This window comes from Desulfallas thermosapovorans DSM 6562 (assembly GCF_008124625.1).
Taxonomy (GTDB): domain Bacteria; phylum Bacillota; class Desulfotomaculia; order Desulfotomaculales; family Desulfallaceae; genus Sporotomaculum; species Sporotomaculum thermosapovorans.
In genome coordinates this window covers 111,384-127,592 of the sequence record NZ_VNHM01000008.1, presented here as the reverse complement: position 1 = coordinate 127,592, position 16,209 = coordinate 111,384, and the positions used below count along the sequence as shown (strand labels likewise).

Annotated in this window: 19 protein-coding genes; 9 read left to right on the top strand and 10 right to left on the bottom strand. The window is 48.7% G+C overall.

Translation table 11 applies throughout. The features are described from left to right. Window positions 1-46: 46 nt before the first annotated feature. The 6 genes from LX24_RS08665 to LX24_RS15130 all read right to left on the bottom strand — a co-directional run bounded on the left by LX24_RS08665 (window position 47) and on the right by LX24_RS15130 (window position 7,668). A complete protein-coding gene (locus LX24_RS08665) occupies window positions 47-3,103 on the bottom strand; it encodes an FAD-dependent oxidoreductase (RefSeq protein WP_166511740.1) in 3,057 nt (1,018 codons plus the stop codon). A gap of 295 nt (window positions 3,104-3,398) precedes the next feature. Next, window positions 3,399-3,710 (bottom strand): alpha/beta-type small acid-soluble spore protein, encoded by a 312-nt coding sequence (locus LX24_RS08660; RefSeq protein WP_423244332.1) that lies wholly within the window; start codon window positions 3,708-3,710, stop codon window positions 3,399-3,401. A gap of 257 nt (window positions 3,711-3,967) precedes the next feature. Then, complete coding sequence (locus tag LX24_RS08655; protein WP_207706570.1) at window positions 3,968-4,597, bottom strand: GerMN domain-containing protein; 630 nt, start codon at window positions 4,595-4,597, stop codon at window positions 3,968-3,970. Window positions 4,598-4,765: 168 nt separating this feature from the next. Beyond that, window positions 4,766-5,269: a CBS domain-containing protein gene (locus tag LX24_RS08650; protein ID WP_166511739.1), complete on the bottom strand. Its 504-nt coding sequence runs from the start codon at window positions 5,267-5,269 to the stop codon at window positions 4,766-4,768. Window positions 5,270-5,440: 171 nt separating this feature from the next. Next, window positions 5,441-6,868 (bottom strand): sensor histidine kinase, encoded by a 1,428-nt coding sequence (locus LX24_RS08645; RefSeq protein ID WP_166511738.1) that lies wholly within the window; start codon window positions 6,866-6,868, stop codon window positions 5,441-5,443. Then, the gene (locus LX24_RS15130; protein WP_166511737.1) at window positions 6,868-7,668 is read right to left on the bottom strand and encodes a response regulator transcription factor; all 801 of its coding nucleotides are present in this window, start codon (window positions 7,666-7,668) and stop codon (window positions 6,868-6,870) included. The genes LX24_RS08645 and LX24_RS15130 overlap by 1 nt, the downstream gene beginning before the upstream one ends. A gap of 231 nt (window positions 7,669-7,899) precedes the next feature. Here LX24_RS15130 and LX24_RS08635 point away from each other — a divergent pair, with 231 nt between their 5' ends. The 5 genes from LX24_RS08635 to LX24_RS08615 all read left to right on the top strand — a co-directional run bounded on the left by LX24_RS08635 (window position 7,900) and on the right by LX24_RS08615 (window position 11,389). After that, window positions 7,900-8,349 carry a metal-dependent transcriptional regulator gene (locus LX24_RS08635; protein ID WP_166511736.1) on the top strand — a complete coding sequence of 150 codons (450 nt, stop codon included), beginning with the start codon at window positions 7,900-7,902 and terminating at the stop codon, window positions 8,347-8,349. Window positions 8,350-8,572: 223 nt separating this feature from the next. After that, the gene (locus LX24_RS08630; protein ID WP_166511735.1) at window positions 8,573-8,812 is read left to right on the top strand and encodes a FeoA family protein; all 240 of its coding nucleotides are present in this window, start codon (window positions 8,573-8,575) and stop codon (window positions 8,810-8,812) included. Window positions 8,813-8,922: 110 nt separating this feature from the next. Further along, the gene (locus tag LX24_RS08625; protein WP_166511734.1) at window positions 8,923-9,711 is read left to right on the top strand and encodes a FeoB small GTPase domain-containing protein; all 789 of its coding nucleotides are present in this window, start codon (window positions 8,923-8,925) and stop codon (window positions 9,709-9,711) included. After that, complete coding sequence (locus LX24_RS08620) at window positions 9,711-11,105, top strand: nucleoside recognition domain-containing protein (RefSeq protein ID WP_166511733.1); 1,395 nt, start codon at window positions 9,711-9,713, stop codon at window positions 11,103-11,105. The genes LX24_RS08625 and LX24_RS08620 overlap by 1 nt, the downstream gene beginning before the upstream one ends. Window positions 11,106-11,167: 62 nt before the next feature. Continuing rightward, window positions 11,168-11,389 (top strand): hypothetical protein, encoded by a 222-nt coding sequence (locus LX24_RS08615; protein ID WP_166511732.1) that lies wholly within the window; start codon window positions 11,168-11,170, stop codon window positions 11,387-11,389. Between the two features lie 134 nt (window positions 11,390-11,523). Here the strand turns inward: LX24_RS08615 and LX24_RS08610 are convergent, their stop codons facing one another. The 4 genes from LX24_RS08610 to LX24_RS08595 all read right to left on the bottom strand — a co-directional run bounded on the left by LX24_RS08610 (window position 11,524) and on the right by LX24_RS08595 (window position 12,766). After that, on the bottom strand, window positions 11,524-11,856 hold the full coding sequence (locus tag LX24_RS08610; RefSeq protein WP_166511731.1) for a hypothetical protein: 333 nt from the start codon (window positions 11,854-11,856) through the stop codon (window positions 11,524-11,526). Between the two features lie 111 nt (window positions 11,857-11,967). Further along, window positions 11,968-12,138, bottom strand: coding sequence for a hypothetical protein (locus LX24_RS08605; RefSeq protein WP_166511730.1), 171 nt, complete (start codon window positions 12,136-12,138; stop codon window positions 11,968-11,970). A gap of 4 nt (window positions 12,139-12,142) precedes the next feature. Next, window positions 12,143-12,559 carry a secondary thiamine-phosphate synthase enzyme YjbQ gene (locus LX24_RS08600; RefSeq protein WP_166511729.1) on the bottom strand — a complete coding sequence of 139 codons (417 nt, stop codon included), beginning with the start codon at window positions 12,557-12,559 and terminating at the stop codon, window positions 12,143-12,145. 27 nt (window positions 12,560-12,586) lie between these two features. After that, a complete protein-coding gene (locus LX24_RS08595) occupies window positions 12,587-12,766 on the bottom strand; it encodes a hypothetical protein (protein ID WP_166511637.1) in 180 nt (59 codons plus the stop codon). A gap of 167 nt (window positions 12,767-12,933) precedes the next feature. Here LX24_RS08595 and LX24_RS08590 point away from each other — a divergent pair, with 167 nt between their 5' ends. From LX24_RS08590 to LX24_RS08575, 4 genes are read left to right on the top strand one after another with little or no spacing between them, the layout of a single operon-like run. After that, window positions 12,934-13,542, top strand: coding sequence for a TetR/AcrR family transcriptional regulator (locus LX24_RS08590; RefSeq protein WP_166511728.1), 609 nt, complete (start codon window positions 12,934-12,936; stop codon window positions 13,540-13,542). Window positions 13,543-13,545: 3 nt separating this feature from the next. Continuing rightward, window positions 13,546-14,295: an ABC transporter ATP-binding protein gene (locus LX24_RS08585; RefSeq protein WP_166511727.1), complete on the top strand. Its 750-nt coding sequence runs from the start codon at window positions 13,546-13,548 to the stop codon at window positions 14,293-14,295. 2 nt (window positions 14,296-14,297) lie between these two features. Continuing rightward, the gene (locus tag LX24_RS08580; protein WP_166511726.1) at window positions 14,298-15,053 is read left to right on the top strand and encodes an ABC transporter permease; all 756 of its coding nucleotides are present in this window, start codon (window positions 14,298-14,300) and stop codon (window positions 15,051-15,053) included. A gap of 41 nt (window positions 15,054-15,094) precedes the next feature. After that, on the top strand, window positions 15,095-16,057 hold the full coding sequence (locus tag LX24_RS08575) for an ABC transporter substrate-binding protein (protein ID WP_166511725.1): 963 nt from the start codon (window positions 15,095-15,097) through the stop codon (window positions 16,055-16,057). Window positions 16,058-16,209: the final 152 nt, after the last annotated feature.

Here is a 16,209-nt window from a genome sequence, read left to right as displayed (position 1 = left end):
ATTAAACCGGTCGAATGCTTGGTGAACAAACGACACCCACCTTCCATCAGGTGCACAGTGCCTCTATCTCAGCCAGGATAATTTCATCACTGAAGTTCCTGGTGGAACAAGCTTTGGTGGGGCATGCCGAGGCACAAACACCACAGCCTTTGCAGAGGACCTGGTTAATTTCGGCCACCTTCAACTCTTCATTAAAGGAGATGGCGGAGTAGGGACACAACCCCACGCAAATCCGGCAGCCCGAACATTTGTCTTTATCAATAACGGACACCACCCCGCCGGCCACCAGGTTTTCGCTGGACAGCACCGTCATGGCCCGGGCCGCCGCCGCCTTGCCCTGGGCAATGCTTTCATCAATTAATTTAGGGGCGTGGGCCAAACCGCACATAAAAACACCGTCGGTGGTAAAGTCCACCGGGCGAAGCTTGACATGGGCCTCCAGGAAAAAGCCCTCATCATTGCGGGGCACCTTGAAAAGGCCGGCTATGGCGGCACCGTCCTCCGGGGCCAGAATGGCCGCCGCCAGGGCCACTATATCGGCATTAATCACCACAGGTTGCCCCAGTACATGGTCCGTAACGGTTACCTGCAGCCCCGTGCCCCCTTTAGCCGGTACCTGTTCCACCTGCGGTTTGCTGTCCTGGGCATATTTGATGAATATAACCCCCATACGCCGGGCCTTCTGGTATAGACCCTCAAAGAACCCGTAGGTGCGCATATCCCGGCACAATACGAAAACATTGAGCAGCGGATAAGATTCCTTTAGTTTAATGGCGTTCTTGACACTCTCCGAACAGCATACCCGGCTGCAGTAAGGGCGCTGGGGTTCCCTTGAACCCACACACTGTATCATCACCACATTGCGGGCCTTCTGCAGCAGCGCGCTGTTTTCCCAAATCAACCCCTCCAAATCAAGACAGGTCATCACCCGGGGGTCCTGGCCGTACAGGTACTCCACAGGTTTATATTCCTCTCCCCCGATGGCAATTACAGCCACCCCGTGGTTTACCTTCCGCTTACCTTCCGGGGTGGTAAAACCGGTGACATAATTGCCCACGTAACCGTAGACATCGTCGATTACCGCATTGCAGTGCACCTCAATCAGCGGGTGGGCCATAACTTTGGCGGTGAGATCGCGCAAATAGCTCTTCACATCCCGCCTGTCCATGGTATAGTGAATACGCCGGGTCAGCCCGCCCAGCTCGTTCCTTTTCTCCAGCAGGTACACTTTGATACCCTGCCGGGCCAAATCCAGAGCGCATTCCATACCGGCCACTCCGCCGCCCACCACCAAGGCCGCCTGTTTAACCCCCAGATCGATTTCATACAGGGGTTCCTGCAATACCACCCGGGATACCGCCCGCTTCACCAGGCTTTTGGCCTTTTGGGTGGCCACATCGCTGCTGCCGCTGTGCACCCAGGAACAGTGCTCCCGGATATTGGCCATTTCAAACAAATAGGGGTTCAGACCCGCCTCCCGCAATGTCTGCCGGAACATGGGCTCGTGGGTGCGCGGCGTACAGGAGGCCACGACTACCCGGTTTAAACCTTTACCGGCAATTAACTGTTTGATGTTCTGCTGGTTATCCTGGGAGCAGGCAAACAAACACTCCTCGGCATGCACCACCCCGGGCAAGCCCCGGGCAAACTCGACCACCTCCGGCACATCCACCACCGCGCCGATGTTAATCCCGCAGCGGCAGACAAATACACCCACCCGGGGCTCTTGACCCGAGACATCCCGTTCAGGCGTCACGGATTGTTTGCGCACCAGCGTATTTCTAACTTCGGTTAGCAGGGCCGCGGCATTTCCGGCGGCGGCGCTGGCCTGCACCACAGCCCGGGGTATGCTCATGGGCCCCTGAAAAGCACCACAGGCAAATATACCCTGCTGGGATGTGCTCACCGGGTTAAAGTTGGGATACTGGCAAAATCCGTATTTGTTCAGGCGAACACCCAGTTTACCGGACAGTTCAATATTATATTTGGCGGGCTCCAATCCCACGGATAGTACCACCAAATCAAATACACCGGTCTGTACCCGGCCGTCGGGCAAAGCATACCTGATGGCCAGGCTCTGGTCTTCCCCTTGTTCAAGCGCGAATATACGGGAACGGACCAGGCGCACGCCGAATTCATATTTGGCCCGTTCCAGGTAACGCTCAAAGTCTTTACCAAAGGTCCGCATATCCATATAGAAAATAGTGGTGTCCAGCTCACCGTGGGCGTGCTCCAGGGCCACAATAGCCTCCTTCAGGGCATAGGTACAGCATACGGAAGAACAATAAGCATTGCCGCTTTTAGCCACATCCCGGGATCCCACGCACTGAATCCAGGCTATCCGGCGGGGCGTCCGGCCGTCCGAGGGCCTTACCAGGTGCCCGGCCGTAGGACCCGAGGCGCTTAATATCCGCTCAAATTCAATACTGGTCAGCACATTGGGATATGTACCGTAGCCATAATTGCGAAAATCCCTGGGATTGAAGGGCTCAAACCCCGAGCTTAGTATAATTGCCCCCACCTGCAGGGCCTTAATTTGCTCCACCTGGCTAAAATCGATGGCATTGCTTTTACAATGTTTGACACACAGTTTGCAGATATCCTTACCCTTTTCCCGTCCCCTGGTAAGATACAGACAGTGTTCACTGTCAATAACATAGGCCGAGGGCACGGCCTGGGCATACTTGGTATAAATAGCCTTGCGCCCACTTAACCCCGCATTAAACCGGTCGGGCACTTTCACGGGACACTTTTCAGCGCACACACCGCAGCTCACGCATTTATCCACGTCTACATAACGGGGTTTAACCCGCAGGCTAACTGTAAAATTGCCGGTCTCTCCCTGCACACTGTCCACCCAAGCGTTGGTAATTAACTCTATATTTCCGTGCCGCCCGCTTTCCACCAGTTTGGGCGAAAGAATACACATGGAGCAATCATTGGTGGGAAAGGTTTTATCCAGCTGCGCCATCACTCCCCCGATGGCCGGGGAGTTTTCCACCAGGTAAACATAATAACCCGATTCCGCCAGATCCAGCGCAGCTTGAATACCGGTCACACCGCCGCCGACCACCAGCACCGCGCCAATCTTCTGTTGAGTCAAAAAAACACCTCCTTAACAAATACGAGTTATAATTACCGTTAATTATGAACATAATTATTTTTCTTTACATTTAGTATATTTTGAAAATTTAAAAACTATCACCCCTGCTTCCTGCAATATAGAATTACTTTGCACTTTAATTACAATATGTAGTGACAACAGTTTTGTAAATTATATCATATTAACTGATTAATTGGAATTATAATGAACAAAATTTCTAAAAGGGTTTGTTTAAAGAATATGCTTTGGTTAAACAAAAATAAAAGACACGGCATTTTTACCGTGCCTGAGCGTTTTATTCAGTTATCATTTCGGGCTGCTTATCCCCCGCTTCATTTAGCAGCGTGCGGTTTTTATAGTTCCATGCCAGCACCGCTTCAGCAAATGAAACCATTTTTTTGGTCATTCCACCACCCACTTTACCGTTAAGGCGGCTGGGCAGTTCTCCTTTATCTATATGGGCATAGTCGTCCATACCCAATTCCGAGGCCATTTCATTTCTAAATTCCTCCAGCGCCGGGGCCACATAAGCTTGCAATTCCCGCGGCACCAAACCGGTGGCGGCTGTTTTGCTCATTAAATCCGGTAGTACATGCTCCAATGTCATTAAGCTGTTTGTTGAATCTGCTGCCAAAACCGTCACCTCCACGTAAAATTTATTAGAAAAATTTTAACAAGCTATCATACCCAATAAGTGTTTCTAGTATTCCTTTTAAAATCATTTTTATGCTATAAAAAAATGCCCAGATTTTAAACTGAGCACGCCACAAAAACAAGATAATTATCATTTTTTTGCGTAATTTATTTATTTTAATAAAACTGCCGGCATATATAAAAATGCATGAACCGGTAAAAATTGAAACTTTACTTGGCCACCAAACTGTAATCCGGTTCCAGGGGCACGGTGGTGTCCATATTGCCGTTTAAAATACTTTCTTTTTTATCGCTTTCCAGCAGGAACTGGACCTTTTCAATACCCGGTAGCCTGGCCAGAGAATTTACCACCGAGTACAGGGTCATGATCTCGCCTGCCGATCCGCCCCAGTGTTTGGTTTGAAATTCTTTGGAGAAGTTAACATAGGCCACACCGTTTACCACGGATACTGAAAGCAGCTTGGTTCCCTCAGGTATGGTCCGCTCCAGGTTATCCTTTTGGGGACCGCTGATTAATTCCCTGATAATCACGGCTTCCAGCAATTCATCCCCTTTGGTCACTGTTCTTTCCTCCGGCACCAGGTACATAGCCTGGTCGTCACTGAAATAAAGGGTGACCTTTTGACGGGTTTTGGCCGGTTTGGCACTGATGTCGTCATTGGGACCGGGCGCACCGCCACCCGCAGGGCTACCCCCCCGGGTAACGCCCGGGTTTTGGTTACCCCCCTGGGAGGCGGCATTATTATTGGGAGCGCAGGCCACCAGGGCAAGGGTTAACAATGCCAGCACCGCCACCAGGGTCACCATTCCCTCCAACCTGATGCCTTTCTTATTATTCATTATAAATAATTCCCTCCTTGGATATAGAATAATAGTCTTACACTTTGCCGCTTGGGTTTAGTATAAATTTGAAATGTTTCACTGATGTAAAAAGGAGTTAAATATTTATTACAAAACTGTTACAGAAAAAAACCGCCTACCGGCCTTTTATACAGCAGTAAACGGTCCTTACTCACACATATCCCAAATGTAATCCAGCAAGTCAATCCCCCGGATAACCCCAACTGCCTTTTGGCCCTCGAACACAGGCAGAATGTTGACGTTTTTTGTCATCATCAAACGTATAGCATCGGTTACACTCTGTTCTGACTGAACAAATGCCTGTACCAGGGGGCTTATTACATCTCCAACTTTAGTTACCACCGACTTCTTTAACGGCTCTTTATGATAGAATCTGGACCAGGATACGGCAAATAGTTCCGCACCGTTATAACTTAAGGTTTTACCTTTTATATGATTTAATATATCTCTGACCGTTAATATGCCCACCAGCTTCTCTTCATTATTAATCTTTTTTGTTCTGCTGAACACCAAAACCGAGCGATGTCTATTATCACCGGCTCTGAATGCCTTCAAGCTACTAATGGCGTCCCTTAAACTATCGTCATCGTATACTTTCGGGTATTCAGATAAAGGAATCATTAATTCTTTAATTTTCTTTGTACCCAGCATTTTAACATACCACCTTTGTAACCCAACCATTACCGGTAAAAGCAATTTCTCATTGAAATAAGACCAATGTTTACCAACTTAGCTGCATTTTAACCGCTCCGGACCGGTTTTAGCCATACCGTACCGCGAAAAAATAGGGCGAAACCGGCAGCATATTTTGGTCCTGCTTTATTATATACATGAAACCGTGTGCACATAATCCATACCGGGCAACACCAGTGTAAAGACCGTCCCCTCACCAGGCCGGCTGGTCACCTTTATGCTTCCCCCGTGCCGGTGTACAGCCTGGCGAACAACGGCCAGGCCCAGCCCGGTACCTCCGGTAACCCGGGAGCGGGCCTTGTCCACCCGGTAAAAACGATCAAATACATGGGGCAGGTCTTCGGCTGGAATGCCTTCACCGGTGTCCGCCACCTGCACGATTAAATCCTTCTTTTTCACCTGCGCCTCCACTGTTACTGTGCCCCCGGGGGTATGCCTGATGGCATTATCTACAAGATTAAATAAAATACCAGTGAACAAATCGGGGTGCACCGGCCAGGATAATGCCGGGTCTATGTCCGTTTGCAAAGCAACGCCCCCCTCGCAAGCCCTGGGTCGCAGCAACAGCAGCACATGTTCAACCAAACCGGCCACTGCAGTATTCTCTTTAACCAGAGGCCCCTCCTCCTCTAGCCTAGTCAGTTGCAGCATGTGATCAACAATCCTGGCCAGGCGGTTCATTTCACTGTTGATATCCGCCAAATATTCCCGGTACACGCCAATGTCCTGCTCGTTGGTTTCCAACAGAGACTGGGCCAGCGCTTTTACCGAGCTCAGGGGCGATTTCAACTCGTGGGAAGCATCGGCTAAGAACCTGCGCCGCAAAAGGTCAGCCTCGGCCAACCGGCCACTCATTTCATTAAAAGCAGCGGCCAATTGCCCCAGTTCATCACTGCTACGGGCCGGGATATGCTGCTCCAGGTGACCGGCGGAAACTTGCCGCACAGCTTCGGTCAGTTCCTTTACTGGTTTAGTTAACAGCCCGGCCAGCCCCAGACTTAGAAGTGCGGCCAGTAAGCCGCTGACCAGGGAAACTAAAAGCATTTGACGGCGTATATCATCCAGCGCTGCATACAGGTCATCCAATCCTTCCACCAGCATCACCACACCGGCGGTGGATTTATCCCGAAGCACCGGCACAGCCGCATATAACACCATTTCTCCACTATTTAACCGGTGCACGCCTGTTTGGCCGGTACCGGTCAGCGCGGTCTTAACTTCCTGGTGGCGCAAAGAGCGGCCCAGCAGCCATTCTTCATCGTAGGAATCCACCATTATATTGCCCCGTCGATCCAGTACCAGCACCCGAACCCCCATTCTAGTGCCAAAATCCCGGGCTAAATAATAAGCATTGCGGTCTGAACGCAGCAGTGTATCCTGGCCGGTGGTGGCGATTATATTAGCATTGGCCAGGGAAGTGGCCGCCCTTTCCCCAAGGTAATTCCGCTCCAGCATCTGAAGCAAAAAAAGGTTGGCAATCCCTAATATTAAGACAATGAGCACAAAATAAGTACCCGCCATTTTCCAGCGGATCGACGTTTTAGATGGTATTTTCATCAATCGGCTCCTGCAAAATAATATCCGGCACCCCAGCGGGTCATGATCCAGCGGGGATTAGCGGTATCCGGCTCAATTTTTTGCCGCAGCCGGCGAATATATACATCCACCACCCGGGGCTCACCGAAATACCGCGTTCCCCAAACCTGATCCAGCAGCACCTCCCGGGTAAAAATACGACCCGGCTGCCGGGCCAGAGTGAGCAGCAGATCAAATTCCCGGGAGGTGAGTTCAACCGCCCGGCCTTCCCGGCGTACACGCTGCCGCGGTACATCTATCTCCAAACCGCTCGCTTTGATCACCTCCCCCGGAGCGCAGCAATTCCCCCGGGTTCGTGCACCACCAGTCACTTGCTCCCCGCAAGAGATATCTTTATACGCCTGACCGGACCTACCTGACTCATTTGAAAACCGGTCACCGCAAGTCCCGGGTCGCTCCGGGGGTACCCGGCGGAGTATGGCTCTGATACGGGCAATCAATTCCCGGGTGTTGAAGGGCTTGGCCAGATAATCGTCCGCACCTAATTCCAATCCCACAATTTTATCCACTGCATCCCCCCGGGCGGTTAACATAATGATGGGTAAATTACTAAACTGCCGAATACGCCGGCATACTTCCAGCCCGTCCATCTCGGGCAGCATGATATCCAGCACCACCAAATCCACGGGCTCGGAGCGCACCAGGGACAGAGCCTCGGTTCCATTATAAGCCGCCTGCACCTCATACCCCTCGTTTTCCAGACTGCGCTTCAGTCCCTTAACCAGCAACTGCTCATCATCCACTAATAGTATTTTGGCCACGCAGCATCTCCCCTGCAAATAAAAAAGTGTAAGCCACCGGATATATCCCGGCTTTTGCTTATCATACAATATTTTTGCGTTATTAACACATTGTTGAATCCTAGTGGCGAGAAATCACAACTGACCAGACATTTTTTCAGCATCAAGTTAATAGAATCTACCAGGGACTTAGTCTAATATAAGTTTTATAATAATAAACCACCAAGGGCAAATTAAAGGGGGTAAAAAAACTTGTTGTCACCAAGCCTGGAAGATTACCTGGAGGAAATATACCGGTTTTCCTTGAAAAACGACGTGGTACGGGTCAGCGACATAGCCGCCTGCCTGGATGTAACCCTGCCCTCTGTAAATAACGCCACCAGAAAATTAAGCAGTGAAAATTATCTGATCTATAAAAAATACCGGGAACTGGTTTTAACGGATAAAGGACGCAAACTGGGCCGGTTTCTTGTAGAAAGAAACAGTATATTACAAAAGTTTTTGCGCGTAATCAATTCCGGTTGCGATATTAAAGCCGAGGCCGAGGCCATGGAACACTATTTATCCATGCCCACCCTCTGGGCCATTGAAAGCCTGGTCGACTTTTTTGAGCACAACGGCGAATGTGCCCAGAGATATTTGCAACACTATCAGAAAAGAAAGGAACAAGGACTGGGTGTAGTGGATGGCTACCGGGATTGACCAGCGCTGCAATCTTTCAAGTTTTGAGTGAGCTGCTTTTGCAAATGCCAGCATATCCAGGAGCCCAACCGGCCTCGAAGCCGGTTTTTTCATTTTATTCCCCCTACCGCTTTTTGGCATGCCGGAATAGTAACACCTTTTCAATAAATCACATATTATTGTATAGGTTTGTTAGATACATTTAACAAACTAAAACACCATAAAGTTCAATGGGGGGAAGCGCATGAGTAGTATTACCACTTTGAATCGCATGAGCAACGGTTCTTTCGCACTGGTTACGGGTATTACGGCCGAGGGTTTAACCCGGCGCAGGCTGCTGGATCTTGGCCTGGTTCCGGGCACTAAAGTGGAGGTTATCCGGCGCAGCCCGGTGGGCGATCCCATTGCTTTTAATATCAGAGGCGCGGTAATAGCACTGCGCAGGGAAGTAGCCGGGCAAGTACTGGTAACTCCCTGGAATTAACTTTACACCGAAAACTACAGGGACTTGCTACGTTTTTCGGGTTAATCATATATTTACTCGTTAAAACTTAACCCGGTCAAACCATAATATTAAACGAGAGGGACGGGAAAATGGGGCTTACCTATCAATCAACGGGAAAATTAACCTCCAGGGTAACACTGCACACAAAATCAGCAACATATGACTATGTTATCGCCCTGGCGGGAAATCCCAACACGGGTAAAAGCACTTTATTTAACGCTTTAACCGGTTTACGGCAGCATACCGGCAACTGGCCGGGCAAAACGGTGCAACGGGCCGAAGGTACTTTTCAACACAATTCACGCCAATACAAAATAATTGATCTGCCCGGCACCTATTCACTGCTGGCCAACTCAGCCGATGAAGAAGTTGCCCGGGATTTTATTTGTTTTGCCAGGCCTGACGCTACCATTGTGGTGGTGGACGCCACCTGCCTGGAGCGCAACCTCAACCTGGCGCTGCAGGTGATGGAAATAACCAGTAAGGTGGTGGTTTGTGTAAACCTGATTGACGAGGCCAGGCGCAAAAAAATCCGGATAGATATTAATAAACTAAGTAACCGGATGGGGGTACCCGTAGTCGCCACCGCCGCCAGAAGCGGTGAAGGCCTGCCCCGGCTGCTAGAGGCGATTGAAGATGTGGCCGGAGGATGTATCCTGCCCAAGCCAAAGCTGGTGCGCTACGGTCAAATGGTGGAAGAAGCCGTTGCCTGGCTGGAACCCCGGGTGCGGGACGCGGTGGGCGAGGATATAAATGCCCGCTGGCTGGCTCTGCGCTTGCTGGACGGCGATATCAACCTGGTAAAGGCAATGGAAAAATATCTAAACGACAGGGAAGCAGTAACGGTAATACCGGTGGCCCGGGAGGGGTGGGCCTGATGCCACCAAAATCCTTAACACCATTATTGGAAGAGGCCCGAACAATCACCGGCCCGCGCCAGGGTCAAGTCAGGGACAGTATTGTTACCGGCATCTACCGCACCGCCGAACAGATAGCCGGTGAAGTGGTCAGCTATACTTCCAACGGGCGAAAAGACCTGGACCGTCAAATTGATAACATACTAACATCACCCTTATGGGGATTCCCCATCATGTTTGGTATACTGGCGGTGGTATTCTGGGTAACCATTGCCGGCGCCAATATACCTTCAAGCCTGCTGGCAACGGGACTCTTTTGGATAGAGGCCCGGCTGACGGATTTATTTATGCTCCTTGACGCCCCCGATTGGCTGCACGGATTTTTAGTATTGGGCGTCTACCGCAGCCTGGCGTGGGTTGTGGCAGTGATGCTACCGCCAATGGCCATTTTCTTTCCGCTGTTCACTCTGTTGGAAGACCTGGGCTACTTGCCCCGGGTGGCCTTTAACCTGGACCGCTTTTTTAAAAAGGCCGGCGCCCACGGCAAGCAGGCCCTGACCATGAGTATGGGCTTCGGTTGCAACGCCGCGGGCATCATCGCCTGCCGTATCATCGAGTCGCCCCGGGAGCGGCTGATTGCCACGTTAACCAATAATTTTGTGCCCTGCAATGGCAGGTTTCCCACACTAATTGCCCTGGTAAGCATTTTCATAGCCGGGTCGGTTTCCCTTTCACTGAGCAGTGCGGTGGCCACCCTCGCCGTAGCCGGGCTGGTGGTCTTTGGCGTTGCCGTTACGCTTTCGATTTCCTGGCTGCTATCCAAAACTCTACTGCGGGGTGAGCCGTCATCCTTTACCCTGGAACTGCCACCCTATAGAAAGCCTCTGGTGGGCCAGGTGCTGGTGCGCTCGGTGCTGGACCGCACTTTGTTTGTACTTGGCCGCGCCGTGTTAATCGCTGCTCCCGCCGGAGGTCTAATCTGGCTACTGGCCAACAGCACCGTTGGCAGTGCCAGCCTATTAAATATTATCGCCGGGTGGCTGGACCCCCTGGCCCGGTTTATGGGGCTGGATGGTTTTATACTGCTGGCCTTTATACTGGGCCTGCCGGCCAATGAAATTGTTTTACCCATCCTGATTATGAGCTACGTTAGCGGCGGTGCCATGATGGAACTGGACAGCCTGGCCGGTCTGCGCCACCTGCTGGTGGATCAGCACGGGTGGACCTGGCTGACGGCCCTGTGTACTATGGTTTTCTCTCTTTGCCACTGGCCTTGCGGCACTACACTGTTCACCATCAACAGGGAACAACGCAGCTGGCGCTGGACGTTACTGGCCGCTTTGATACCCACCACCGTGGGCGTACTGGTCTGCATTTTGATAAACAATCTGGTACGGGCGGCGGTTTTAATTTAATAATTGGCGTAATTACAGGAAATTGCAACCACGACACCGAATTAAATAAAGGGGGTGGTTGCTTGAAACCCGAAGAACTGGGCAATTTACTGATTAACATATTTAAAAACCGGCCGCTTAAGGATGTTGTCGCGTTCAGCAAAGATGACGCAGGTTTTAAAAAGTTATTGATTGAAAACCTGGGTGAGGAAAAGTATAGGGAAATTGACAGGCTGGACCCGCTGGTTTGGTTGGATGCAATAAGAATGCTCTATTTACATTACGTGGATAAAAAGAAAAATTGACATTTGCGTATAAATAGAATAAGCCGCACCTTCAGTGTGCGGTTTATTCTATTTATACCTCACGCGCGGTCAAGCTTTACCATTTTATTATAGCCCTGCAGGACTTATATTTTTGAATTTTTGGTGCCGAATTTTTAATATGATCCCCTTCTTCTCAACAACTCCCTTATGAGTAGTATTAATACCAGCGATCTGAGCAATCCTCTACCGCCCTGTCTCTCCAGGGGGTAGCCGGTTGAAACGGCAACCTGCTGGTAAATCTGGTCAGCCATTTGCTCCACATAAGTTCTACTGGGGTAAGGGTGACAACCAGGGGTATTCGGGTTATCATACATTTCGCAGTAACGTTTAACAGTGGGATAAACCTGGTAATAAATGTCGGGATACATGGCATCAAGGGGTTCAGTGGCGTGCGGCGGGCAATACGGGGGCGGCATATAGCCCTGGGTTTTTGCGTCGTCAGACATGTTGACACTCCTTTCATTTTATTATCATAATATATCAAATAATTTAAAATGTGCATAATCCTCCATTTTAAGGCAATATGTAATAAGGCAACCACCCCCAATACTTGCATTTTACATAAACCCCCATTTGATATCATGCTGCGCAGTGTCAACGCCCACATCGAATTTTTGCTGCGGGAAGCGACCCGCCCGGCGGGTCGCTTCCCGGGCAAACCCGGGGCAGAGCAGCGAGAGGATAAAAATAAATAATAAGGTTGTTACCCCAAAGGCATTGCCTATCATTAAGTTAATCACCAATAATTTTAACTAATACTCTTTTTCGTCTTTTGCCGTCAAATTCTCCGTAGAAAATTTGTTCCCAGGGGCCGAGGTCCAGTTTGCCGTCAGTGACGGCAACTACGACCTCCCTTCCCATGATAGTACGCTTTAAATGGGCATCTGCGTTGTCTTCAAAACCATTATGGTGATAACGCGAATATGGCTTTTCGGGTGCCAGTTCTTCCAGCCAGTTTTCGAAATCGCGGTGAAGCCCGGCTTCATCGTCGTTAATGAATACACTGGCCGTTATGTGCATGGCGTTGCAAAGGAGCAGTCCTTCTTTGATACCGCTTTCCGTTAAACACTCGTCCACAAGCGGGGTAATATTAATCAATTCCCGCCTCTTGGAAACTTCAAACCACAGTTCTTTTCTATAACTTTTCAACCTAAAAGCCCCCTTATTATACCCAAGTCAGCTCGGGTCTACTTCATCATAGGAAAAGGTTGTGACACGTGTGTAGTCACCCCTGGCTTTGTCCTTTCCACCGGCCTCTTTCTTGAGAAATTTATCGTCCCCGGCTGCCACTGACGGTTTTTTGCGGTCTATCATAGCCAGGACATGCTTTTTTCTTTCATTATTACTATTATCCATAATATCACCTATATTTTAGTTTTTGTTATTATGCACAACCACCTGCCCTTTTATGGTTACTTGATACTTGACATTGCAAAATATACAGGATAAAATCAAATGCATAAACTGAACCAAGTTCATTTCATGCATTTACATAACCTGGCATAGATCTACGGGAGTCTGCAATGGTATACAACAAGACCAAGAAAGTAATTGAAAAACAACAGGCACGTAAAAGGAAAATACTAACCGTGGCCAGGGAAATCCTGGCTAAGGAAGAAACGGGCAGCATTTCCATCAAGACCATCGCCAAAAAGGCCGGAATCGCCACGGGTACATTCTATTTGTACTTTAAGGATAAAGAAGCTTTAATCGACACCATCATCAAAGAGTTTTACGATGAGCTCCTTGAAATTATTAAAAAGGAAAGAACCCAGTATACCAACGGTTTTGACAAGCTGGCCGCTTCCATGGAAGCTTGTATTAGAACATTTATGAAAAAAAAACACCTGGCCAAAATCCTTTTAGACCTTTCCCCCCAAAGTAGTGCGGTTGTTAACACCAAATTTACGGATATAGAAAACGACTTGATCAGGCTCACCAAAATCGATCTGGATGAACTAATGGAACAGCGGTTGATACCAATTCAGGATACCCGGGTTAGCGCTACCGCCTTTGTGGGCGCCTTCCGTGAGGTTATTTTATCATGGATCAACGGCGATGAACCGGCGGATATGGATATGGCATGTAAAACATTAATCAATTTCAACATGAGAGGGCTGGGGAAGAATTAAAAGATGGATTATTTATCAATTAAATCTTTATACGTGGAATATGTTCATAATAAACAAATAACCCCCGCCCTGAAAGATGTATGTCTATCCCTTCCTTTCGGGTGTACAGGCGTAATTATCGGACCGTCGGGATGTGGCAAAAGTACACTGTTAAACGTTCTGGCCGGTTTAAATCAAAGCTACCAAGGAACGGTATTAATAAATGGTAAACCGCCCAGGGACAGCGATAGAACAGCTTTAATCTTGCAAGATTATGGTTTATTACCCTGGAAGACCGTATGGGATAACGTTAGACTGGGCCTGAAAATTAAAGGATTTTCCAAACCAGAAATCGATTTAAAAACCGAAAAAATATTCCACCGGTTGGGGCTACTACATTTAAGAAAACGGTATCCGGCCCAACTGAGCGGAGGCCAGCGGCAAAGGGTGGCTATTGCCAGGTCGCTGGTTCTGGAACCGGAACTTCTACTCATGGACGAGCCCTTCTCTTCCCTGGATGCCCTTACCCGGGAGGAAATGCAGGATTTTCTTATTGAGCTCTGGCAGGAAACAAAACTAACAATTCTCATCATTACGCACAACATAGAAGAAGCAGTTTTCCTGGGACAAAAAATTTTTATCATGTCAGCATGCCCGGGTACTATTATTCAAGAACTTCCCAACCCGCTGGCCGGTGAATACACCGCCCGCGGTAAAGTGGAATTTCTGGAAATGTCCGGCTCTTTGCGCTCGTGTTTAAGGGGTGTCAAATAATTATGCAACAAAAAGACATTGTTCAGAAACCCTTGAACGTTTTAATATCCATTTTATTTTTGATTGCGTGTTGGCATTTACTATCTGTAGTATTAAACACCCCTGCTCTGGCACCTCCTTTGGAGGCATTCAAAAGTTTTTTTCAACTTATTACCGGTGATTTACTCCCCCACATCAAGATTAGTTTTTACCGGGTGGGGGTTAGTCTGGTCATTTCCACTCTTTTGGGTGTCCCTTTGGGGTTGTACTTGGGGAAAAACAGCAGGGCCGATGAGTTTTCCGCGCCCCTGATATATCTTACTTACCCCATACCCAAAGTAGTATTTCTGCCGGTTTTTCTAATTTTGCTGGGGATTGGTAACCTTTCCAAGATTGTATTGATCACTTTAACCATATTTTATTTAATCCTGGTCACCACCCGGGACGCCGCCAGAAACCTGCAAAGGGAATACGTGCAATCAGTTAAATCCCTGCGGGCAAACGAATGGGAATTGTACCGGCACGTATATTTTCCGGCCTGTCTTCCCGCCATTTTAACTTCCTTAAGGCTGGGACTGGGCATTGCCATGTCCGTGCTTTTCCTGGTGGAAACCTACGCCACCCAGGAAGGGATCGGTTACTTTATTATGAGTTCCTGGAGCAGTTTAGCTTATGATCAAATGTTCGCCGGGATCATAGCCATGGGTCTGATGGGTTTTCTGCTTTATTTACTGTTGGACGCCTGCGAAAGGGTGCTGTGTTCCTGGGTTCATTTATAAAAGCGGCCGCAAGAAAAATTTAAATACCGGGAGGTAAGTCAATGCGTTTCAAGTTTTTAGTAACTACCCTGCTGGCAATGATTTTATTAATGGCAGCGGCCACCGGCTGCACCCAAAACGGGCGGGAGAACACAGCGGATAATAAATTAAAAATCGGCTCCCTGACCATCGAAGAAAATTTGCCTATTCTGGTGGCTCAAGAAAACGGTTATTTTGACGCTGAGAACGTACAGGTGGAATTTGTGCCCTTTCAAAGCCCCGTGGAAAGCCAGAGTGCTTTTCAATCCGGTGAGTTGGACGGCATGGTTACAGATATGATGATCGCCCTCTTACTGAAAAGCTCCGGGGAGGATTTGCGCATAACCTCCATAGCCCTGGGGGCAACCCCGCCCGAGGGACGCTTTGCCATTGTGGCCTCCCCCGGCAGTGACATTGAAACGGTGCAGGATTTGAAAGGTAAAAGCATCGGCATTTCCAACAACTCCATTATCGAATATGTAACGGACGGCATTTTACGCCAGGCAGGCATGAACCCCTCGGATGTGCAAAAAACGACGGTGGCTAAGATACCGGTGAGGGTGGAAATGCTATTAAACAACCAAATTGATGCCATCACGGTCCCGGACCCCAACATATCCTACGCTGTATCCAAGGGAGCCAGGGTAGTGGCTGATGATACAACGGGAGAAAACCTTTCCCAGTCCGTAGTAATTATGAAGCAAGAGGTATTGGATCAAAAAGCCGAGGCGGTTTCCCGCTTTTACAAGGCTTATGCCAGAGCGGTGCAGGATATAAACAGTGAACCCGATAAATATAAAGGTCTCATGGTGGCAAACATTAATATCCCGGAACAAATTGTAGACAGTTATCAAGTCCAGAGCTACCCACAGCCACAACTTCCGGTTGAAAAGGACGTCAACAATGTTATCGCCTGGTTAAGGGATAAAGATTTACTGCAAAATGACATTAATTATGAAGGTGTAGTTCAGGAAGGTTTATATTAATCAAAATCCTCCAAGGCCTTTGGAGCACGTTGAAACAATAATCAACGTGCTCCTTCCTTTTTTATATTATATAGCTTCTGGTAAATACAAAAAAATTTTTATTAATTAATAGTTGCCCACCTGGTTATGAACATATGTTATAATTAAACTAC